This is a genomic window from Parabacteroides chinchillae, assembly GCF_900108035.1.
Lineage (GTDB): Bacteria > Bacteroidota > Bacteroidia > Bacteroidales > Tannerellaceae > Parabacteroides > Parabacteroides chinchillae.
Genome location: NZ_FNVS01000005.1, coordinates 106,635 through 128,649, shown reverse-complemented (window position 1 = coordinate 128,649; position 22,015 = coordinate 106,635). Strand labels below are relative to the sequence as shown.

The 22,015-nt window shown below is 34.1% G+C and carries 16 protein-coding genes; 10 read left to right on the top strand and 6 right to left on the bottom strand.

Annotated elements, in window-relative coordinates:
- Positions 1-203 precede the first annotated feature (203 nt).
- Positions 204-1,133, top strand: a complete 930-nt coding sequence (locus tag C4S38_RS05415; protein ID WP_103982864.1) for a fimbrillin family protein — start codon at positions 204-206, stop codon at positions 1,131-1,133.
- A gap of 360 nt (positions 1,134-1,493) precedes the next feature.
- The gene (locus C4S38_RS05410) at positions 1,494-2,462 is read left to right on the top strand and encodes a fimbrillin family protein (RefSeq protein ID WP_103982863.1); all 969 of its coding nucleotides are present in this window, start codon (positions 1,494-1,496) and stop codon (positions 2,460-2,462) included.
- Between the two features lie 148 nt (positions 2,463-2,610).
- On the opposite strand, the gene mutS is transcribed toward C4S38_RS05410, so the two are convergent.
- Complete coding sequence (mutS, locus tag C4S38_RS05405) at positions 2,611-5,229, bottom strand: DNA mismatch repair protein MutS (protein ID WP_234999295.1); 2,619 nt, start codon at positions 5,227-5,229, stop codon at positions 2,611-2,613.
- Positions 5,230-5,297: 68 nt separating this feature from the next.
- Entirely contained in the window at positions 5,298-5,954 is a 657-nt protein-coding gene (gene fsa, locus C4S38_RS05400) for a fructose-6-phosphate aldolase (RefSeq protein ID WP_103982862.1), read from the bottom strand.
- 227 nt (positions 5,955-6,181) lie between these two features.
- Between fsa and leuS the strand changes: the two genes are divergently transcribed.
- The 4 genes from leuS (at position 6,182) to porZ (ending at position 12,912) form a co-directional block, all read left to right on the top strand.
- The gene (gene leuS, locus C4S38_RS05395) at positions 6,182-9,028 is read left to right on the top strand and encodes a leucine--tRNA ligase (RefSeq protein ID WP_103982861.1); all 2,847 of its coding nucleotides are present in this window, start codon (positions 6,182-6,184) and stop codon (positions 9,026-9,028) included.
- On the top strand, positions 9,028-9,909 hold the full coding sequence (locus C4S38_RS05390; protein ID WP_099464779.1) for a YitT family protein: 882 nt from the start codon (positions 9,028-9,030) through the stop codon (positions 9,907-9,909). Before leuS ends, C4S38_RS05390 begins: the two co-directional genes overlap by 1 nt.
- 83 nt (positions 9,910-9,992) lie before the next feature.
- Complete coding sequence (locus C4S38_RS05385; protein WP_103982860.1) at positions 9,993-10,574, top strand: non-canonical purine NTP diphosphatase; 582 nt, start codon at positions 9,993-9,995, stop codon at positions 10,572-10,574.
- Between the two features lie 7 nt (positions 10,575-10,581).
- Complete coding sequence (porZ, locus tag C4S38_RS05380; protein WP_103982859.1) at positions 10,582-12,912, top strand: type IX secretion system anionic LPS delivery protein PorZ; 2,331 nt, start codon at positions 10,582-10,584, stop codon at positions 12,910-12,912.
- 2 nt (positions 12,913-12,914) lie between these two features.
- On the opposite strand, the gene C4S38_RS05375 is transcribed toward porZ, so the two are convergent.
- Genes C4S38_RS05375 through nadA form a run of 3 tightly spaced genes read right to left on the bottom strand, consistent with a single transcriptional unit; the run spans position 12,915 to position 16,333 of the window.
- Complete coding sequence (locus C4S38_RS05375) at positions 12,915-13,883, bottom strand: hypothetical protein (protein ID WP_234999294.1); 969 nt, start codon at positions 13,881-13,883, stop codon at positions 12,915-12,917.
- Between the two features lie 2 nt (positions 13,884-13,885).
- A complete protein-coding gene (locus tag C4S38_RS05370; protein WP_103982858.1) occupies positions 13,886-15,343 on the bottom strand; it encodes an MBOAT family O-acyltransferase in 1,458 nt (485 codons plus the stop codon).
- Between the two features lie 3 nt (positions 15,344-15,346).
- The gene (nadA, locus tag C4S38_RS05365) at positions 15,347-16,333 is read right to left on the bottom strand and encodes a quinolinate synthase NadA (protein ID WP_103982857.1); all 987 of its coding nucleotides are present in this window, start codon (positions 16,331-16,333) and stop codon (positions 15,347-15,349) included.
- A gap of 674 nt (positions 16,334-17,007) precedes the next feature.
- Here nadA and C4S38_RS05360 point away from each other — a divergent pair.
- Positions 17,008-17,538, top strand: coding sequence for an RNA methyltransferase (locus tag C4S38_RS05360; protein WP_103982856.1), 531 nt, complete (start codon positions 17,008-17,010; stop codon positions 17,536-17,538).
- Here C4S38_RS05360 and C4S38_RS05355 read toward each other — a convergent pair.
- Positions 17,530-18,135 carry a DUF4294 domain-containing protein gene (locus tag C4S38_RS05355; RefSeq protein ID WP_103982855.1) on the bottom strand — a complete coding sequence of 202 codons (606 nt, stop codon included), beginning with the start codon at positions 18,133-18,135 and terminating at the stop codon, positions 17,530-17,532. The genes C4S38_RS05360 and C4S38_RS05355 overlap by 9 nt on opposite strands.
- A gap of 132 nt (positions 18,136-18,267) precedes the next feature.
- Here C4S38_RS05355 and C4S38_RS05350 point away from each other — a divergent pair, with 132 nt between their 5' ends.
- The 3 genes from C4S38_RS05350 to C4S38_RS05340 all read left to right on the top strand — a co-directional run bounded on the left by C4S38_RS05350 (position 18,268) and on the right by C4S38_RS05340 (position 22,007).
- Complete coding sequence (locus tag C4S38_RS05350; RefSeq protein ID WP_103982854.1) at positions 18,268-19,080, top strand: PorV/PorQ family protein; 813 nt, start codon at positions 18,268-18,270, stop codon at positions 19,078-19,080.
- A gap of 12 nt (positions 19,081-19,092) precedes the next feature.
- Positions 19,093-21,159, top strand: coding sequence for a helix-hairpin-helix domain-containing protein (locus C4S38_RS05345; protein WP_234999293.1), 2,067 nt, complete (start codon positions 19,093-19,095; stop codon positions 21,157-21,159).
- Between the two features lie 68 nt (positions 21,160-21,227).
- Positions 21,228-22,007, top strand: a complete 780-nt coding sequence (locus C4S38_RS05340; RefSeq protein WP_103982920.1) for a radical SAM protein — start codon at positions 21,228-21,230, stop codon at positions 22,005-22,007.
- Positions 22,008-22,015 lie beyond the last annotated feature (8 nt).

The window sequence follows — 22,015 nt, the reverse complement described above, 5'->3', positions numbered from 1 at the left end:
AGTAACTCCCTCTTGCTATTTAAACAAATTAATCCATTAAATGTTTGATTTGCACTCTAATCAGACAATATGAAGCTTCCAGATTATTTGAACCATTCTTTTTTATACCATTTCATCGTCAATTTATATTTATTGCTCCTCCCTTTTATCTGGACTACCCGAAATTTGCATTCGTAACAATTACGCAAAAATAGAATAAAACAATGAAAAAGTTACTATTATTTATGATCCTGGCAATAGGTGTTTTCAGTTGTTCGGAAGACAACAATCTGATACCTGCAGATCGTCTTGGGTCCAAAGAAAAGCCACTAAATATTTATACAACTGTATTAACAACAAAAGCTCCATATTTAATACAAGAGTTCAAAGATAAAACGGTCATCGGGTTGCATGTAACAGACGGTAACGTAAATAATGTATATCGTAAAATAACCGACTATAAAAATGTGAAAGCAGTAGCAAACATGGAAAACAACAAATTGTTTTGGAGACAGGATCCTGAAATATTTCTTAATAAGGAAGAAACAACCGTATATGCTTATTATCCTTATATGTCTCAAAGCAATTTTGATGCAACACGTATTCCTGTAAAAATTTGTCCGGATGCTTCCCAGACCGATGATTACATGTATGGTACACATGCAACCGGGCAAAAAGCTGTTAATAGCGTATCTCCAATAGCTATGTTAACCATGAATCATGCCTTATCTCTTATTTCTTTTGAGGTAAAGCTCAATAAAAAGACAGATTGTTACCTGCTAAGTGCCATTCAATTAGGCAACAAAGCAGGAGGAACAAGCTTTTACAGCGAGGGAACTATGGATATAGTGTCCGGTAAAATCACTGGTTCGGCAGGTATAAACGCTTCCACCAGATTAACTTTAGCTTGTCCGACAGAACTAACAACAACATTTTCTAGTCCGGTGCAACTGATGGTAATTCCAACCTCCGAAACCATTCTCAAAGGAGACATTGAAGCATTATTTATAATTAACAATAAAACCTATAAATATCAGATACCTACAGAAACTAAGTGGAAAAAAGGATATAAATACCTATATCAAATGATTTTCGACGGAAAATCTATAGTGCTTGATAAAATTTCAAATGACAACTGGATTCCGGGAAAATAATGTTGTTTACATAAACCGGCTTTGTCCATATTTTTAATTTTAGGTTATCACACTCTCTCAACTTATCGCCAACACACTCTTCTATTTGACTATAGCTTGGACAAAGCCGGTTCTTATACCAAGAAAATCAAAACATTTACGATTTACAACCCAAAAACTTGTTATTTTCACAATTTAATTAAATGACAATCCATACTTTAACAAAATGTCATCAAAAAGTCATTTCAACAGAAGTCTTATTATTCAAGCTCTTATTCGTCAATTCGACATATACAACCGTCTATCATACTATTTGATAGAAACATAGATCACATTTAAATGTTAACTATAATGTGAAAAGTTCTGAAAAACCCCAATAAAATGAACAAATTATTATTAATAGTCTTATTACTGACTATAATTACCAGTTGCTCTGATGAGTACAATCTTTCATCTTATGCCAAAGGTACGCACCAGAAAAAGCTCTGTATTACTACAAAAATTCTTTCGACCAAGTCTATTACTCTTACAGAACAGTTTTCTGCCGGTTCAACCATGGGACTTTACATCACATCAGAGAAAAAAGAGGATTTACGTACAGGAAATTGTAAATTCAAAAATGTGAAAGCTTTGGCCATCAATTCTACAGACAAGGCTATAAAATGGAAACTTCTCCCGGAGGTTTACCTGAAAGATACTGAAATGCTAAAAATATATGCTTATCATCCTTATCAAAATAATCATCTAGCAACACACATACCTATTTATATTTCCCCTGTAGCCTCATTAACAAAAGACTATATGTATGGAAAACTGGCAAAAGGACATAAACCTGTAAACATTTATTGTCCTTATGTTTTACTTTCCATGCGGCATGCTTTATCGCTGATAGAATTTCAAATCAAACTGAATAAAAATATTTCCGGTTTGCAGAAACTTAATGCTATTCAAATCGGTAATAAAGCCGGAGGTAATATGTTACACAATAAAGGAACATTGGATGTCACAACAGGAAATATTACTTATTGTAACAACTCATCTAATGTATCAACCATTTTAAGAACAGACCATTTTATTCCATTAAAGCATGAATTATACGAAAAACATAAAATATTAGTCATGCCTACTGATCATCCTACAATTAATAAAGGGGATATAGAAATACTTTTTATCATTAACGAAAAATCATATAAATATCTGATACCGGAACAAACCCAATGGAAAAAAGGACACAAATATTTATATGAATTTCTGTTTAACGGAAAAGATATAGTATTAGAAAAACTGACAATTACAAATTGGCATTTTAAATATAATAAGGACTCTCTTTTTCCTACAAATAACAGATAATTAAACTATTTATCAATCTGGAACTTTTCAAAAATACCCGGATAAAGATACTACTATATCCGGGTACAAAACATATATTATCTATTTACTGCAAAATTCCGGATCAGATATTCCGTCTCTGTAGCAGTTTTCTATTCCTGTTCCATAATTATTTCCCTGTAATAATCTTCTTTATTTCGCTCAATTTATTCAAAGCTTCCAATGGGGTAAGGTTGTTCACATCCAAGTTTTTAATCTCATCCCTCACCTGGCTTAAAACAGGATCATCCAATTGGAAAAAGTTTAGTTGGTATCCTTCCGCAGCCGAAGCAATTTCTTTCACCGGTTTTCCGCTTATGCCATCCTGGCGATTTTCGGTTTCCAATTGTTTCAATATCTCATTGGAACGTTTAACAATACTTTTTGGCATACCAGCCATTTTGGCTACATGAATACCAAAACTATGTTCACTCCCACCCGGTACCAACTTACGTAAAAATATAACTTTATTACTCACTTCCTTAACCGAAACATTGTAGTTTTTAATACGCCTGAAAGAACGTTCCATTTCATTCAATTCATGATAATGGGTAGCAAATAAAGTTTTGGCACGGGTATTCGGATGTTCATGAATATATTCGACAATAGCCCATGCTATCGAAATTCCATCATACGTACTTGTACCACGTCCCAATTCATCAAATAATACCAAACTACGGGATGAAAGATTATTCAAAATATCGGCAGCTTCGTTCATTTCCACCATGAATGTAGATTCACCTACAGAAATATTATCCGAAGCCCCCACACGTGTAAATATTTTATCAACAATACCGATCAAAGCACGTTCTGCAGGTACAAAACAGCCAATCTGAGCCATTAATGTTATTAATGCCGTCTGGCGAAGCAAAGCTGATTTACCGGCCATATTAGGTCCCGTAATAATAATGATCTGTTGTTTTTCATCATCCAGATAAACATCATTTGCGATATAAGGTTCTCCTAACGGCAATTGCTTTTCAATTACCGGATGACGTCCCTGTTTGATATCAATGACATCCGAATCATTTACTATCGGGCGAATATACTTATTACATTCTGCAACCTTTGCAAAAGATAATAAACAATCTATCCGTCCGATCAGATTTGCATTTACCTGAATAGGCGGTATATATTCTGTCAATGCCAATACCAGTTCATTAAAAAGGCGACTTTCCAATGAAAGTATTTTTTCTTCCGCACCCAGTATTTTCTCTTCGTACTCTTTCAGTTCTTCCGTGATATAGCGCTCGGCATTTACTAAAGTCTGTTTACGGATCCATTCCGCCGGTACTTTATCCTTATGGGTATTGCGCACTTCTATATAATAGCCAAAAACGTTATTAAAGGCTATTTTAAGGCTTGGTATACCCGTTTTCTCCACCTCACGCTGCTGTATCTTCAACAAATAATCTTTTCCCGAATAGGCAATAGAACGAAGTTCATCAAGTTCTTCATTAACACCTTTGGCAATAATACCTCCTTTATTAATTAACGATGGAGGATCGTTATTTATCTCTTTCTCTATTCTATTCCGAATCAGAGCACACGCATTCAATTGTTCTCCTATACGGCATAAACTAGGCTCTTCACTTCCCATACAAGCCTCTTTAATCGGCTCAATCGCACGTAAAGCGACTTTTAATTGAACAACTTCACGCGGAGAAACACGTCCAACAGCTACTTTGGAGATAATACGTTCCAAATCTCCTATTTGTTCCAATTGAGTATCAAATAGCTCTTTCAAATCCGGATGACGGAAAAAATGCTCCACTACATCCTGGCGCTCCTGAATAGGTTTTACATCTTTCAATGGAAATAAAATCCAACGGCGAAGCATACGTGAACCCATAGGAGAAACTGTTTTATCAATTACATCCAACAAGCTTGTACCTTCATCATTCATGGTACTTGCCAACTCAAGGCTACGAACTGTAAACTTATCCAATCGTACATAACGATCTTCTTCTATACGCGAAAGAGAGGTAATATGCGAAATATGTGTATGTTGGGTTTGATCAAGATAATACAAAATTGCTCCCGAAGCTATTACTCCAAATCTCAAATGCTGAACACCAAATCCTTTCAGATTTTTCGTTTCAAAATGTTTAAGCAAACGATCTTCTGCTGCTTCCTGAGTAAATATCCAGTCCTCTAATTCGAAAACAAAAAAACGAGGGCCAAAACATTCTTCAAAATGCTTTTTATTATTCCGTTCAATCAAAACTTCTTTGGGAGAAAAATTATTCAGTAACTTATCAATATAATCCGGCGTACCTTCTGCAGTAAGAAATTCACCTGTAGATATATCTAAAAATGCTATACCACATACATCTTTATTAAAATGAATGGCAGCTAAAAAATTATTTTCCTTATGATTTAAAATATTGTCATTGATAGAAACGCCTGGAGTTACCAGTTCGGTAACTCCACGTTTCACCAATTTTTTAGTCATTTTCGGATCTTCCAACTGATCACATATAGCCACTCGTTTACCGGCACGAACCAATTTAGGAAGATATGTATCTAAAGCATGATGAGGAAAACCAGCCATTTCCACATGCTGACCAACCCCATTAGCCCGTTTTGTCTGTACAATTCCCAATATTTCGGAGCCTACAACCGCATCTTCTCCATACATTTCATAAAAGTCGCCTACACGAAATAAAAGAATTGCATCCGGATGTTTTGCCTTTACATCAAAATACTGCTTCATCAACGGGGTTTCCACTATCTTTGCCACTGCCATTTATTTTTAGACATTTGTTACGAATGCAAAGGTAGCATTTTTTAGAATAAGGTTAATTCTATTTATTATTATCCGTTTACGCGTTTATAATCAGCAAGGAAAGTAGCCAATCCACTATCCGTAAGCGGATGTTTCAGCAGACCTTTAATAGCTGCCAAAGGACAGGTAGCTACATCGGCACCCGCTTCCACACACTGAATAATATGTTGAGTGTTTCGAATAGAAGCTGCAAGAACTTGCGTTTCATATTCATAGTAAGTATACATCTCCACAATCTTGCGAACCAATTCTATTCCGTCACTCGCAATATCATCTAATCTGCCCACAAACGGAGACACATAAGTAGCTCCCGCTTTAGCAGCAAGCAAAGCTTGTCCTACAGAAAAGACTAATGTACAATTTGTTCGTATTCCCCTTTCACTAAAATACTTTATAGCTTTAATACCATCTTCTATACAAGGAACTTTTACCACAATGTTAGAATGAAGAGAAGCAAGTTCTTCTCCTTCCTTTACCATTTCCCCAAAATCTGTAGAAATAACTTCGGCACTTACATCTCCATGTACTATTTCACATATCTGAAGATAATGTTTTCGTTGATTTACTACTCCTTTGATACCTTCTTTGGCCATCAACGAAGGATTAGTTGTCACACCATCCAATACTCCTAATTCATTAGCTTCCCTTATTTGATCTAAGTTGGCCGTGTCAATAAAAAATTTCATAGCATTTCAATTTATATGTTATTTTATATATAACCCGCCTAAGTTATCATAAGTTTCTGTATAATTGACAAAAAACGACCTCATATTTATCTTACCAATGATATTCTTTCTAAAGAAATAAAAATCTACTGCAACGAAACCACGTACACAGATAGGCTATATTAAATAAATAAAATAACTAACTTTGTGACCTCAAACAGAAAAAGATAAATAAACAACAACATATTATGGAATACAATTTCAGAGAAATCGAGAAAAAATGGCACGAGTACTGGATTGCCAACGAGGTTTATAAAGTCAAAGAAAATGATAATAATAAACCTAAAGGTCATTATTATGTATTGGATATGTTCCCCTACCCTTCCGGTGCAGGGTTACATGTAGGCCATCCGCTCGGTTATATTGCTTCTGATATTTATTCACGTTTTAAAAGATTACAAGGTTTCAACGTATTACATCCCATGGGATATGATGCCTATGGATTACCTGCGGAACAATATGCTATCCAGACAGGACAACATCCGGAAGTAACCACAAAAAATAACATTGCCCGTTATCGTGAACAAATGGACAAAATAGGCTTTAGTTATGATTGGAATCGTGAAGTACGCACCTGCGAACCGGGTTATTATAAATGGACACAATGGGCATTTATTCAAATGTTTAACAGTTACTATTGTAATGATGAAAAACAAGCCCGGCCTATTTCTGAATTAATTGAAGCTTTTGAGGCTGTGGGAACCGACGGTATGAATGTTGCCTGTAGCGAAGAACTAAGTTTTACAGCAGATGAATGGAAAGCTAAAAGCAAAAAAGAAAAAGAAGAAATATTAATGAATTATCGTATTGCCTATCTGGGTGATACAATGGTAAACTGGTGTCCCAAGTTAGGAACAGTATTAGCTAATGATGAAGTAAGCGAAGGTCTTTCTATTCGCGGTGGTTATCCTGTAGAACAAAAAGTAATGCGTCAGTGGTGTTTGCGCGTATCAGCTTATGCGCAACGTTTATTAGATGGATTAGATACGATAGACTGGACAGATTCATTAAAAGATACGCAACGTAACTGGATAGGTCGCAGTGAAGGTACAGAAGTACGTTTCAAGGTAAAAGACAGCGATCTTGAATTTACTATTTTTACTACCCGTGCCGATACGATGTTTGGTGTTACTTTCATGGTATTAGCTCCCGAAAGCGAATTGGTTGCACAAATGACTACCCCGGAACAGAAAAAAGCTGTAGATGAATATCTGGATCGTACGAAGAAACGTACCGAACGCGAACGCATTGCCGATCGTCAGGTAACCGGTGTATTCAGCGGTTCTTATGCTATCAATCCATTTACAGGTGAAGCCGTTCCGGTTTGGATCAGCGATTATGTACTGGCAGGTTATGGTACAGGTGCTATTATGGCCGTTCCGGCTCACGATAGCCGCGACTACGCTTTTGCTAAACATTTCGGCCTCGAAATCCGTCCGTTAATTGAAGGATGTGATGTTAGTGAAGAAAGTTTTGATGCAAAAGAAGGTATCGTATGCAACTCACCAAAAACCAGCGTAAGGCCATATTGCAGCTTATCGCTAAACGGATTAACCGTGAAAGAAGCTATTGCTGCAACAAAAAAGTTTGTAGAAGAAAATAATCTGGGACGTATAAAAGTAAACTTCCGTCTGCGCGATGCTATTTTCAGTCGCCAACGTTATTGGGGAGAACCATTCCCTGTTTACTATGATGCCGACGGAATGCCACAAATGTTGCCCGAAGAAGTTCTTCCGTTACAATTACCGGAAGTAAGTAAATTTTTACCTACCGAAACAGGAGAACCTCCATTAGGGCATGCTACCAAATGGGCATGGGACAGTGCAAACAAAGCAATTGTAGAAACTACAAAAATAGACAATAAAACCATCTTCCCTCTCGAATTATGTACAATGCCTGGATTTGCCGGTTCATCAGCGTATTATTTGCGTTATATGGATCCACATAACAATAAGGCTTTAGTAGATAAACAAGTAGATGAGTATTGGCGTAATGTAGATTTATATATCGGTGGTACTGAACATGCCACCGGTCACTTAATTTATAGCCGTTTTTGGAACAAATTTTTATTTGATCTCGGACTCATTTGCGAAGAAGAGCCATTTAATAAACTAATCAATCAAGGTATGATCCAGGGACGCTCAAACTTTGTATATCGTATTAAAGATACGAACACATTTGTTTCCCTGAATTTAAAAAATCAATACGAAGTTACTCCGATTCATGTAGATGTAAATATCGTAAGTAACGACGTTTTGGATATTGAAGCTTTCCGCAATTGGAATCCTGAATACAAAAATGCCGAATTTATCCTTGAAAATGATAAATATATCTGCGGATGGGCTATTGAAAAGATGTCAAAATCTATGTTCAATGTAGTAAATCCGGATATGATTGTAGATAAATATGGAGCCGACACTTTACGTTTATATGAAATGTTCCTGGGTCCATTAGAACAATCCAAACCTTGGGATACAAACGGTATAGACGGTGTACATCGTTTTCTAAAAAAACTTTGGTTCCTGTTCTTTGGAAATACCGATAATTTGCAGGTTACCGATTCTGAGCCCACAGCCGAAGAATTAAAGTCATTGCACAAACTGATAAAAAAGGTAACATTTGATATTGAACATTTCTCTTATAACACATCTATAAGTGCCTTTATGATTTGTGTAAATGAACTAAACAGTTTAAAATGTAATAAACGCGCTATTCTTGAACCGCTTATTATCTTACTTGCTCCGTTTGCACCTCACATTTCGGAAGAATTATGGCATGTATTAGGACATAATACGACAATATGTGATGCTCAATGGCCCGAACATAAAGAAGAATATCTGAAAGAAAATTCTGTTACCTATGCTATTTCATTTAATGGAAAAGCACGTTTCAGTATGGAACTTCCGGCAGATATGCCTCGTGAAGAAGTAGAAAAAGCTGCTTTGAACCATGAAAGTTCTTCAAAATGGATGGAAGGTAAAACTCCCAAAAAGGTAATTGTAGTTCCGGGAAAGATCGTTAATATTGTAATTTGATGAATATAAAGAATTTTAATAAAATATACTATTCGGTACAGGACTACTTGATGATTATAGTCGGAACTCTATTATATGGTTTCGGCTTCAACGCTTTCATTCTTTCCAATGAAATCGTAACAGGTGGTGTAAGTGGTATTTGTGCTTTAATATTTTTTGCCACAAAAGGACTTATTCCTGTATCAGCTTCATACTTTGTTATCAATATTGTATTATTGATCGCCGCCTTAAAAATACTGGGATTCAAATTCCTTGTAAAAACCATATTCGGAGTATTTTCCCTATCCGCTTCATTGTCCTTTTTTGAATGGTTATTAGCAGGCAACCCTTTGTTGCATAACCAACCGTTTATGTCTATTATCATTGGTGCATTTCTATGCGGTTCAGGATTAGGACTTGTATTTTCAGCTAACGGGAGTACAGGAGGTACGGATATAATAGGGGCAATTGTCAATAAATACAAGAATATTTCTATCGGACGTGCTTTATTGTTTTGCGACTTTATTATCATCAGTTCATCTTATTTATTATTCCATGACATAGAAAAAATTGTATTTGGTTTTGTCGAAATGTTTGTAAGTAATTACATACTCGATCTTGTTTTAAATGGTAACCGGCAATCCGTACAATTTCTTATATTCTCACAAAAATATGATGAAATAGCCGATCGCATTATTCATGATTTAGGTCGTGGATGTACTATTTTAGATGGTGTTGGAGGTTATTCCAAAAAACCCGTCAAAGTAGTCGTCTTGTTAGCCAAAAAGTCTGAATCTGTTTCGATATTCAGGTTAGTGAAAGAAATAGATCATCAGGCATTCATTTCGCAAAGTATAGTAAGAGGAGTATACGGTGAAGGATTTGATCAGATAAAAACATAAAACAAATATCTTAAACAATTTAAGGCACTTCCATACGTTATATTGCTACATGGAAGTGCTTTTTTATTTATATCTGTAAATATATGAAACTAGTTTTTGCAACCAACAATTTACATAAGTTAGAAGAAGTCCGCAAAATAACGGATAATAATATAGAAATAGTTAGTCTGGCTGATATTAATTGTCATGATGATATCCCTGAAACAGCTGATACATTAGAAGGTAATGCCTTGCAAAAAGCCCGTTATATTAAAGAAAAATATGGCCATGATTGTTTTGCCGACGATACCGGATTGGAAGTAGAAGCATTAAATAATGCTCCCGGCGTATATTCTGCCCGGTATGCCGGATCAGAACATGATGCAGAAGCAAATATGAAAAAACTATTATATGAAATGAATAACAAAACAAACCGAAAAGCCCGTTTTCGTACAGTTATAGCACTTATTTTAAACGAAAAAGAATATCTTTTTGAAGGCGAGATAAAAGGTTCCATATCTACCGAAAAGAAAGGTATAAACGGTTTTGGTTACGATCCCGTATTTATTCCTGAAAACTATACACAATCTTTTGCTGAAATGGGTAATGAAATAAAAAATTCCATCAGTCATCGTGCCGAAGCTGTTAAGAAATTAAGTGTATTTTTGTCAAACGGTATATTATAATTCATATATGAACTTCAGATATATTATTTTACTACTTTTAATTATTGGATCGGACATAACTTTTGCCGACAACACATCCGTTAGCAAATGGAATATATATGCTTCCTATTATAATACACGTATTGTAGAAAAAGCATCCGATAAAGTATATGTTATTGCCGAAGGTGCTTTATCCAATAAAGAAAAAGAAACAGATGTAAAACCCAGAGGGGCCTTGTTTTCTTATATGAAAGAAGACAATAGTATAAAAGAATATAACAAGCTTACCGGTCTGAATGATACACAAATATCATTCGTAAAATATAATACGAAGACAAAATCAGTGCTTGTAATTTATAATAATTGGAATATAGATATTATAGATAACAATGTGGTGACCAATTTACCCTATCTTTATAATAATACAACAATAACCAATAAAGACATCAACTCTGTATTCATATATAATGAGTACGCTTATTTAGCAACAAATTTTGGAGTTCTTGTTGTCAATATGGAAAAAAAAGAAATAACTGATACATATAACCTTTCACTAATTACAACCTCTTGTCTTATCAATAACGACATTATATACATATCTACCACCAGCGGACTATTTCAAGCTTCCTTAAATGATAATTTATTAGACAAGAATAACTGGAAAGAGTATTTTATCAACTCCTCTTTTTTTACCGGCAATGAGGTAAATTCTTTATTTTATTTTGATAACAAAATGTGTTTCTTCATAAAAAATAAAGGAGTTTATTATGACAATAACAGTACGATTACTCCTTTGTTGGCTGAATCTACGCTTATTTATGTTAAGCAAATGGATAATAAATTAGCTTGCATTTGCTCAAATAAACTATATATATTTTCCGATTCAACTACTTACGATCAAATAAATAATGTTGCTATAAAAGATATATCACCGGCTGATAAAACAGATTCGTATTGGATAGCAACCGGTACCGAAGGATTAAAGTATATAGTAAAAAGCAATACGGGAACTTATGCAATAAACGGAGATCCTATTGTTTTAGATGGTCCCAGATTTGATAGTCCATATAAGCTTTTGTATAATAATTCAAAACTGTATGTTTTGCCTGGCGGAAAATCTTCAAGCGGAAATCCGTTGAATTATAGGGCAGAAATAATGGTATACGATTATACTAAATGGACAACTTTAACGCCTAAAACAGCTATGCTGAACTTTACAAGCATAGCTATCGATCCGAAAGATCCTGAAAACATATTTCTAACAGCATATAACTATGGCGCTGCTCAATTCAAAGGTTCCGATTATTATAAGTATTACACTGCAAACAGTACTTTAGAAAGTGCCATCAGTGTTCCTTCCAGTAGTAGTTATATGAATATAGACGGAGCTGCTTTTGATAAATACGGTAATATATGGATGAATAATTCGGAAGCTAACTTGCCTGTCAAGGTATTAGCTCCAGACGGAAAATGGTATAGCATTCCTTGTTCTCCACTCTATAATCAATATACATTAAACAATACGTTGATAACTTCTACAGATAAAAAATGGTTCAACATTCCAAGAGTAAAACCAAAGATCGTTGTTCTGGATACAAACGGAACGATGGACAGTTCGGATGATACCTACATGGAATATACTTCTTTTACAGACCAGGATGGAAATAATTTTAATCCAAGTAGCTATCATTGTATGGCTGAAGATAAAACCAACCAGGTCTGGATAGGAACAGGCAAAGGTGTTGTTTATATAAGTAATCCGGATAAGGCTGCTGTTTCCGCTGTTCGTTGTACCCGTATAAAGTTATTGAATGAAGATGGTGATGCTTATTATTTTTTGGATAATATAAAAGTTACTGCTATCACTATAGACGGTGGAAACCGAAAATGGATAGGAACAGAAGGTAAAGGTGTTTACGTATTATCTTCCGACAACCAGCAGATTGATCACTATTTCAATACGAGCAACAGCCCTCTCCTTTCAGACATCATTTATTCTATCGAAATAAATGATGATAACGGAGAAGTATTTATAGGTACAGACAAAGGACTTATTTCCTATAAAGGAGAAGCTACGAAAGGAAAAGAAGATTATTCGGATGTATATGTTTACCCAAATCCGGTAAGACCTGATTTTGATGAAAAGGTTACAATAACCGGATTAATGGATAACTCGAATGTAAAAATTACCGATATAAACGGAAACATTCTTTATCAAACCAAATCTATAGGTGGGCAAACTACGTGGAACTGTAAAAATAAATCAGGCCGCCGTGTTGCCACCGGAATATACCTTGTGCTTGTATCTACCGATAAAGGGGCAGAAAGTGTAGTTACCAAAATTGCGGTTGTCAAATAATATCAGAATGATTTGATAACCATATCCGTTATCTTTTCTGCTCCGCTGTTGTTTGGATGGATGGCATCATAAAAATCTTCGGGTCGCAACAAATTAAAACAATCTATAAGAAATATATCATTAAATTGTTTTTTAAACAGACTCAGGGCATATTCTTTTTCTTCGTTTGTGGAAGAAATTATGTCCGGATTATAAGGCATAATCAATAAACAATAACGAATATTTCTTTGTTTAAAGTAGATATATGAAGTATCTATCAATTTTTTCCATTCAGGTAATATCGTATACAAAGCAAACATGTTATTTTTATTTTTTTCCTCTATTTCCTGCTTGTAGATAATATCGTTCCGAAGCGACTTATGTGAACTGGGATAACGTAAGTCAAGTGCAAAAACATCCGGATCATCATCATCAAGCATTTTACGAAGAAAATAAGACAAACCGGCGAACAGACAATTGCGGGCTTCGTAATTATAAATGAAAAACGGTTTATCCAAGGTTTTCTTCAATGGTACTATTTCTTCAGTTTTATTATCCATTTCATATCTATACATGTGTAGAGCCACACTGTTTGATGTTTTAATATCTATTGGTTTGGATAATAAATCTATATCTATGCATTGAATAACTGTTTTTACTTCTGTCGGAATCATTGTATAATACAATGCACTTTCACTCAACTGCTGTCCGGTGGAAGTAAGATTATATACTTTGGGATGATCGCTTAACTCTTTCTCAAGCATATATCCGTTTACTCCGTTCATACCTCTGCTATTACCCAATATAATCACTTCAGCTACTTCGGAAGTATCTTTCAATGTTTGTATAATCAGTTTTGTACGCATATAGTCGTTAGGCAAAGCCTTGAACAAAACTGGCGTTACTATATTCAACAACACCATAAAAGCCAGCAGAAATAAAATAAACGATATTATATAACGTATTTGTTGTACAGACAGATTCATAATCATATCTAAAATTGAAAATAAATAAAATTGGAAGCATCAGCCCCAAAGAAATAGATAGAAGCAATTATCAAACTATAAAAAGAATATCTTACAAACAGGTTAGGCATATTACACAAATCCAGACCAAAAGGTTTATTTCTGTTTATCCATTCAACCGTCAATAAAATAAAAATAAAGAAAAGAGAAATAATAGCCGTTACATTATTTGACCCGCTCACTTTGGGAATTGTAAACAATGAATCAGAGAACAAGCCTGATATGTAATTCCACGCCATAGATAATGTATCTGCTCTGAATATGATCCAGCCAACCGTTACAAAAAGGAAAGTTATGAACATAGAAATAACCGGTTTTGCGAAACCGGTTTGTTTATTATTATTTCTTCTTGACAAAAGTAATAAAGGTATAAAAAGCAATGCATGGTATATTCCCCAGGTTATGAATGTCCAATTAGCCCCATGCCAAAGTCCACTCAGAAAAAATATAATAAATATATTTCGTATATGTTTATACATTCCTTCCCAACTTCCTCCGAGTGGAATATACACATAATCGACAAACCACGTATTTAGAGATATATGCCATCTACGCCAGAAATCAATTATATTCCTTGAAAAATAGGGATAATTAAAATTCTGTTTCAATGTAATACCAAATAACTTGGCTGTACCTATTGCAATGTCGGAATATCCTGAGAAATCACCATAAATCTGAAAAGAAAAGAAAATAGCACCCAATAGCAGTGTACTTGCAGAATAGTTACTATAGTTTCCAAATACATCATTTACTACAATAGCACAGTTATCTGCTATTACAATCTTCTTAAAGAATCCCCAAAGTATCTGACGCATACCATTCACTGCGTCCGGATATGTAAAATTACGTGGTTTATAGAATTGCACCAACAAATTGGTAGCTCTTTCAATAGGTCCTGCCACCAATTGGGGAAAGAAACTTACAAATGCAAAAAAAGCAACCACATCATACGTAGGTTCAAGTTTCTTTCTATATACATCAATTGTATAACTTAAAGCCTGAAACGTGTAAAAACTGATTCCTACAGGCAAAATAATATATAAAAGCGGAGATTCTAAATTTATTCCCAACAGAGAAAAAGAAGTAATAAAGCTTTCAACAAAAAAATTAAAGTATTTGAAGAATATAAGTATTCCCAGATTCAGGGCAACGTTTCCTCCTACTACCCATTTGCATTTCTTTCTGATTTCCGGTGTATCTGCCGATGTTCCATTTCGCAATTTATCTATACAGACACCACTTAACCAACTGCAAAAAGAAGTAATAACTATAAGTATCAGAAAATGCCAATCCCACCAGCCATAAAACAGGTAGCTGACAACTACAATAAACAGATTCTGTAATTTTACCTTCCTGTTGAACACAAACCAGTAGAGCAGAAATACAACAGGAAGATAAATTGAAAACTCAACCGAATTAAAAAGCATATATTATAAACCCAGTTTTTCAGAAATTTCCAACATTCTCCTGATCGGTTTTATAGCTTTCTTCTGAACTTCTTCGTCTACAAATATCTCAGGCAGTTCAAACTTAAGACAGTTGTACAGCTTTTCCATTGTATTCAAACGCATAAAATTACATTCGTTACAAGCACAGGTACTATCATTCGGAGGAGCAGGAATAAATTCTTTAAGCGGACTTTGCTTACGCATTTCATGAATAACACCACTTTCGGTCGCTACAATGAATTGTTTCTTCTCGGACTTAATAGTATGCTTCAATAATGCTGCAGTCGATCCTACGAAGTCTGACACCTGAATAATGGGTTGTTTGCATTCGGGATGTGTTATAATTTCTGCATCGGGATATTGTTTCTTTAATTCGAGTATCTTTTCCAGAGAAAACTGTTCATGCACATGGCAAGCACCGTCCCACAACAACATATTGCGCCCTGTAATGCTATTTATATAGTTTCCCAGGTTACGATCGGGTCCGAATATAATCCTGGTATCTTCCGGAAAGCTTTCAACAATCTGACGGGCGTTGGTTGAAGTTACCACCACATCTGTAACAGCTTTCACAGCAGCCGTAGTATTTACATACGAAATAACAGTAGCACCGGGATGCTGTTTTACAAATTCTTCGAAAGCAGGAGCCGGACAGCTGTCGGCCAATGAACAACCTGCATTCAGATCCGGAACCAATACTTTCTTATCCGGACAAAGAATCTTTGCTGTTTCACCCATAAAATGAACACCGCAAAGAACTATAATATCTGCTTTCGTTTTAGCAGCCCATTGAGCCAAAGCAAGACTATCGCCTACAAAGTCTGCAATATCCTGTATATCACCAGTCTGGTAATAATGAGCCAATATAATTGCATTCTTTTCTTTACGCAATTTATCTATTTCTTCCTTTAAATTGATGTCTTTCGGAACAGGTGCATTCATATATCCGATTGATTGATTTGTTGACATAGCTTTATGTAATAACAGATTGTGACAATACGCAAAGTTAAAACTTTCCTTACAATCTGATATAAAAAATACATAAAACAGTCTTATAAAAAACTTTTATCATTCATTTCTTTCAGAATAAATTAGTTTTCTTTCCGAAATGAATGCCACTTTCATCCGAGTGTATAAAAAACGGATAAAGGAAGTTTTCTATGAGTTATCCACAATCATATATTATATTCTTATTATCTTTAAATTAAAAATTTAATTATGATATATATGATATACTGTTGAAACGGTTGATATATTTTAGTCGAAAATATTGTCTATAGAGTTATCAATATATATAAACTACTTATTAAGAAGATACTAACAATATAAAATATACTTTATATTCTGTTTTTCTTTTAGTTAAAGCTTATGTAACTTTTTTGTTGATTATTGGAATGTGAATAAAATAATAATTTTTTTCCTTGTTTACATGTGTATAATGGATGTTGAAAGTATATAATAAATAGTATGATATTTCTTTTGTACACAAAGGAAACGATTGTGTATATAGAAGAATCCGAATAAAGCAAGAACTTTTTTTCATTTTGTATCCACCATTTATCAATACCTTTTCAACGGTATATTTACACTTTGTTCATTAGGAAATAGCTACCTTTGTAATTGTAATAGTAAAGATAATAAAAATGCGTAAACTGAAAGTAACAGAATTGAATCGTCTTACTCCGGAAGCTTTTAAAGAGAGTAAAAAAATACCTATGGTAGTAGTTTTAGATCATATAAGAAGTTTAAATAATGTAGGTTCTGTGTTTCGTACATCCGATGCTTTCAGAGTAGAAGCTGTTTATCTTTGTGGTATTACAGCATGTCCTCCGCATGCAGAAATTCATAAAACAGCTTTAGGTGCCGAAGATAGTGTAGAATGGAAATATTTTAAAGATACTCCGGAGGCTGTTGATAACCTTAAACAAAAAGGTTATACCATATGTGCGATAGAGCAGGTCGAAGGAAGTATTATGCTGGATAATCTCTTATTAGATAAAGAAAAAAAGTATGCTGTAATAATGGGAAATGAAGTAAAAGGAGTTCAACAGAATGTTGTTGATAAATGTGATATGTGTATTGAAATACCGCAGTACGGGACAAAACATTCATTGAATGTGTCTGTTACTACCGGTATAATTATTTGGGATTTTTTTAAACAATTGTCAGATTAATCCGTTTTCAACCATAATAACTATACGCTCGGTAAGGGCGTCTTTTCCTTTTGGATCATATTCGGATTTAAGACTGGCTCCAAACATTCCGGCAAAGATGTTCCAGAATCCGGCGCGAAAGCTTCCCAGGTATGCCTTCAGCAAGTTATAGCTGGATTGATTGCATTCTCTGTCAATCAATTTAATAAGTAATTTTCCTTGGGAAAAAGATAGTTTTTTTAGTTCCGGTTTATATTGTTTAAACAAATCTTTTTCCATCAGCTTCAAATGAGCCTGTCGTGCCTTTTCATTAGGCAATGTCTCCATGTATTCGTATGTTTCTATAAGTGTTTCATAAACCATTTTAGCGTAAGGTAACGTACGCTTTACATCACGTACCAATTTATTATACTTTTGTTCTTCTCGTTTATTTTTGAATTTTACCTTTGGAAAAACATATACTTCTCTCAGATTAATAATAGCTATTGTATCTTTTCCGTTTACATAAGCTTTGTAGTAATTTTCCGGAAGAGTGTTCATTTTAAACGTCTGTTGTGCATTTATCTTTATACAACAAACCAAAAATAACAGAAATATATATAATATGATTCTTACCATACATTGCAAAAGTAGTTGATTTACTGGTTTGTTGTACTGGTTTTACACTATTTGACTAATAAGTTCAGTAAGAATTGCCAGATAAATATAAAATGGTATTTTTGTATTTATAATAGAAACAATACCTTACCTATGAAATTAATTGCATTTTGCCTGTTATGTCTAGTAATCTTTTATACCCGTGTCGGTGCTGTTAATAACTTACGTTTATCTGATATACGTAGTATGGGAATGGGAGGAAATGAAGTAACCCAATCATCGTTATTAAATCCTTCTTTAATAGCTCTCCAAAGTAACAGAAAGTTACAAATCAATTATTTCAATCGTTATTCTTTAAAAGAATTACAAACAGTAAACGGAAGTTTTCAATGTCCTAATCCTATATTACCAATAGGTGTTGATATCTTTTCTTTTGGTTACGATGCTTATAGGGAAAGCATGTTTCGTTTGTCCGGCAGTAAACTTTTAGGAGATAAATGGTCTTTAGGGATATCTGTTCAATATGCTATATTACAAACAGAATTATGTGAAGAAAATATTTCACGCCTTTCAACCGATATCGGAAGTACATTTCATCCGGTTGATAATTTGTTAGTAGGTATGTTGATAACCAATTTACCTTCTGTATCTATTAAAAATAATACAACTGAAATAAAGGATTTTACATTCTATTTAATACAGATAGGTTTTCAATGGAAGATTATTAATAATATGTTGATAGCTGGAAGTATAGGTACTAATAATGAACATACTGTAATATGTAATGCTGGTATTGAATATACTGTTTTTGACGCATTTTTTGTTCGTGCCGGAATTAGAAGCGATCCGGTTTTACCTTCTTTGGGTGTGGGATATAATTTATATCATTTTATTATTGATGTAGCTGCTTTATATCATCCGGAATTAGGAATAAGTACAGGAATTGGTTTATCATTTTCTTTTTAAATATACCTTACTATGAGACACTTTATGTTCATGTTTATAACTATGTCAATATACTTGTTAATTAATAGTTATAATGTTAATGGCCAGACTTCTTTTTCTGTTGATAAGTGGATGGAATATATGGAAGAAATGGCTGCAAATACAGACGATAATGAAAAGATAGAAACATTATATTCCGAATTATCCTATCTTACAGAACATCCTTTTGATCTGAATACTGTAACAGAACAACAATTGAAAAAATTACCGTTCCTTTCGGATTTCCAGATTAATAATATTATGAGATACAGAAAACGTTATGGCAATATGGCTACCGTATATGAACTGAAGAACATTGAAGGATTAGATTTTCAAACAATAGAATTGCTGCTTCCTTTTGTTTATATAGGTGTTATCCCTGTTGATAATTGCCCTGTTACTGTGAAAAATATGTTGAAATATGGTTCTAATGAATTATATATCAGATATGATAAATGTTTTCAACAAAAGAAGGGATATAGTTCATATCCTGATAGTATATTACAGGAATTTCCAAACCGGAAATATATAGGAGAATCTTTTTATACTTCTCTCCGTTACAGCTATTCATTTAAAGATAAAATATATTTTGGTGTTGTCGCTGAAAAGGATGCCGGAGAACCTTTTTGGAATGGTTATCATAAAGGATATGATTATTATTCTCTACATCTTCTTTTGAGAGATATAAAGATGTTGAAAACTTTGTTGATTGGTGATTATAAAGTTTCTTTTGGTCAGGGTTTGGTAGTAAGCAATGATTTTTCTTTGAGTCGTACCATTATTGTTACTCAGGCGGAAAGACGCACAAACGGATTTAGGAGACACTTTTCAACAAATGAAAATGATTTCTTTCGGGGAACTGCAGCAACGGTTAATTTGAAAAACATAGATATTAGTCTTTTCTATTCTTTACGTAAACTGGACGCAAAAGTTGAAGACCATATTTTTACTTCAATTAAAACAGACGGATATCACCGCTTGGAAAGAGACAGAGAAAAAATGAATAACATAAAAATGCAAACAATAGGTGGAAACATACAATATAATACTTCAAATGTTTGTTTAGGAATCACTGCTTTATCTTATTCTTTTGGAAAAGATAAAATTATGCCGGAGTCGAAACCTTATAATATATTCTATTTTAGAGGTGACAAAAATATAAATGCAAGTGTCAATTATCTTTTGAAAAATAACAAAATGAAGTTTTATGGTGAAACAGCTATTTCCCGGAATAAAGCGTTTGCAACTTTGAACGCTTTTCAATTAATGCCGGCTTCTTATATTTCCTTGTTGCTATTATACAGGTATTATGATAGACGTTATCAGGCTTATTTTGGTAATGCTTTTTCTCAAAATTCATCTGTTCAAAATGAACAAGGTTTGTATATGGGAATACAATTAACTCCATTCGCCTATTGGAAATGTTCGGCTTATGCTGATTTTTTCCGTTTTCCCTGGTTAAAATATGGAGTAGACTCACCTTCTACCGGACGTGAATATATGGTGCAAGTTGATTATACAGGCGGAAAAAATTTTTCTGTTTATATTCGCTATAAATACAGACGAAAAGAAAAGAATGAGAGTCTTTCCGATAAATTTACGACTGTCGTTTTACCTTATACTCAACAGCGTGTCCGGATTCAGGCAAATTATCATTTATCTTCCTTATTTATTTTCAAAACGTCTGCTGATGCTGTTGTATACAATGAAAGCACTAAAAACAGTAAAGGTTATATGGTCTCTCAAAGTTTTGGATGGAAACCTTCTTCACTACCTGTTCAGATAGATTTATATACTGCCTGTTTCTTTACAGACGATTATTCCAGTCGTGTGAGTTCTTATGAGAAAAATATATTGTATGTTTTCAATATGCCTTCATTTTATGGAAAAGGGTTACGTTTATCAACAACTTTTCGTTGGGATATATTGAAGAGAGTATCATTATCTGCCAAATTCGCATACACACATTATATGGATAGAAATGTTATTGGTACGGACCTTGAAGAAATAGAAGGTTCAGATAAAACGGATATTTATGCCATGTTAAGATGGAAATTTTAAAAGGCTTTTGTAGTTTTGTATCATATTATGGATGGTTAATTGTGAACCGCTTAAACAAAAATACAGTTATGTCTACGATTCTTTTTGATAAAATAATTTTCGGACCTGTTCACAGCCGCAGGCTTGGTGTTTCATTAGGTGTTAATCTTTTACCTACGGACGGGAAACTTTGTTCGTTTAATTGTATTTATTGTGAATGCGGACTGAATGAAGAACGTCGTACACGTAGTAAACTTCCTACCCGTGTAGAAGTAAAAGAAGCTTTAGTGCAGAAATTGGCTTATATGCAATCGGAAGGAATAGCTCCGGATGTGATTACTTTTGCCGGAAATGGCGAACCTACAATGCATCCCGAATTCGGAGGTATTATTGATGATACGATAAATACACGCAATCAGTTTTTTCCGCAAGCTAAAATTGCCGTTCTTTCTAATTCTACTATGCTCCATAAAGAAGAAGTGTTTCAGGCTTTAAACAAGATTGAAGATAATATATTGAAGTTAGATTCTGTTTTGGATAGCCGGATTCGTCAATTAAATGCTCCTAATTCTTCTTCTTTTAATTTTGATTCGTTACTGAAACAGTTATGCCGTTTTAATGGTAAGCTTATTATACAAACTATGTTTTTGCGAGGTGAAATAAATGGAGAACATATTGACAATACTTCTGAATCTGAAATTAAAGGTTGGGTAAACGCATTAAAACAAATCCGTCCTAAGCAAGTAATGATCTATACTATAGACCGGGAAACGCCGGTGAAAAATCTAAAGAAAGTATCTGGAGAAGATTTGGAAATAATTGCAGAAGTAGCTAGAAAAGAAGGATTTGATGTGACTGTTTCTGCATGATAAAACTT

Bases quoted from the DNA above. Each gene is read 5' to 3' on its own strand.
- porZ (WP_103982859.1), top strand. From the start codon at position 10,582: ATGAACTTCAGATATATTATTTTACTACTTTTAATTATTGGATCGGAC.
- C4S38_RS05355 (WP_103982855.1), bottom strand. From the start codon at position 18,135: ATGGTAAGAATCATATTATATATATTTCTGTTATTTTTGGTTTGTTGT.
- C4S38_RS05415 (WP_103982864.1), top strand. From the start codon at position 204: ATGAAAAAGTTACTATTATTTATGATCCTGGCAATAGGTGTTTTCAGT.
- fsa (WP_103982862.1), bottom strand. From the start codon at position 5,954: ATGAAATTTTTTATTGACACGGCCAACTTAGATCAAATAAGGGAAGCT.
- C4S38_RS05385 (WP_103982860.1), top strand. From the start codon at position 9,993: ATGAAACTAGTTTTTGCAACCAACAATTTACATAAGTTAGAAGAAGTC.
- C4S38_RS05410 (WP_103982863.1), top strand. From the start codon at position 1,494: ATGAACAAATTATTATTAATAGTCTTATTACTGACTATAATTACCAGT.
- C4S38_RS05370 (WP_103982858.1), bottom strand. From the start codon at position 15,343: ATGCTTTTTAATTCGGTTGAGTTTTCAATTTATCTTCCTGTTGTATTT.
- C4S38_RS05350 (WP_103982854.1), top strand. From the start codon at position 18,268: ATGAAATTAATTGCATTTTGCCTGTTATGTCTAGTAATCTTTTATACC.
- C4S38_RS05390 (WP_099464779.1), top strand. From the start codon at position 9,028: ATGAATATAAAGAATTTTAATAAAATATACTATTCGGTACAGGACTAC.
- C4S38_RS05345 (WP_234999293.1), top strand. From the start codon at position 19,093: ATGAGACACTTTATGTTCATGTTTATAACTATGTCAATATACTTGTTA.
- C4S38_RS05340 (WP_103982920.1), top strand. From the start codon at position 21,228: ATGTCTACGATTCTTTTTGATAAAATAATTTTCGGACCTGTTCACAGC.
- nadA (WP_103982857.1), bottom strand. From the start codon at position 16,333: ATGTCAACAAATCAATCAATCGGATATATGAATGCACCTGTTCCGAAA.
- C4S38_RS05360 (WP_103982856.1), top strand. From the start codon at position 17,008: ATGCGTAAACTGAAAGTAACAGAATTGAATCGTCTTACTCCGGAAGCT.
- mutS (WP_234999295.1), bottom strand. From the start codon at position 5,229: ATGGCAGTGGCAAAGATAGTGGAAACCCCGTTGATGAAGCAGTATTTT.
- C4S38_RS05375 (WP_234999294.1), bottom strand. From the start codon at position 13,883: ATGATTATGAATCTGTCTGTACAACAAATACGTTATATAATATCGTTT.
- leuS (WP_103982861.1), top strand. From the start codon at position 6,182: ATGGAATACAATTTCAGAGAAATCGAGAAAAAATGGCACGAGTACTGG.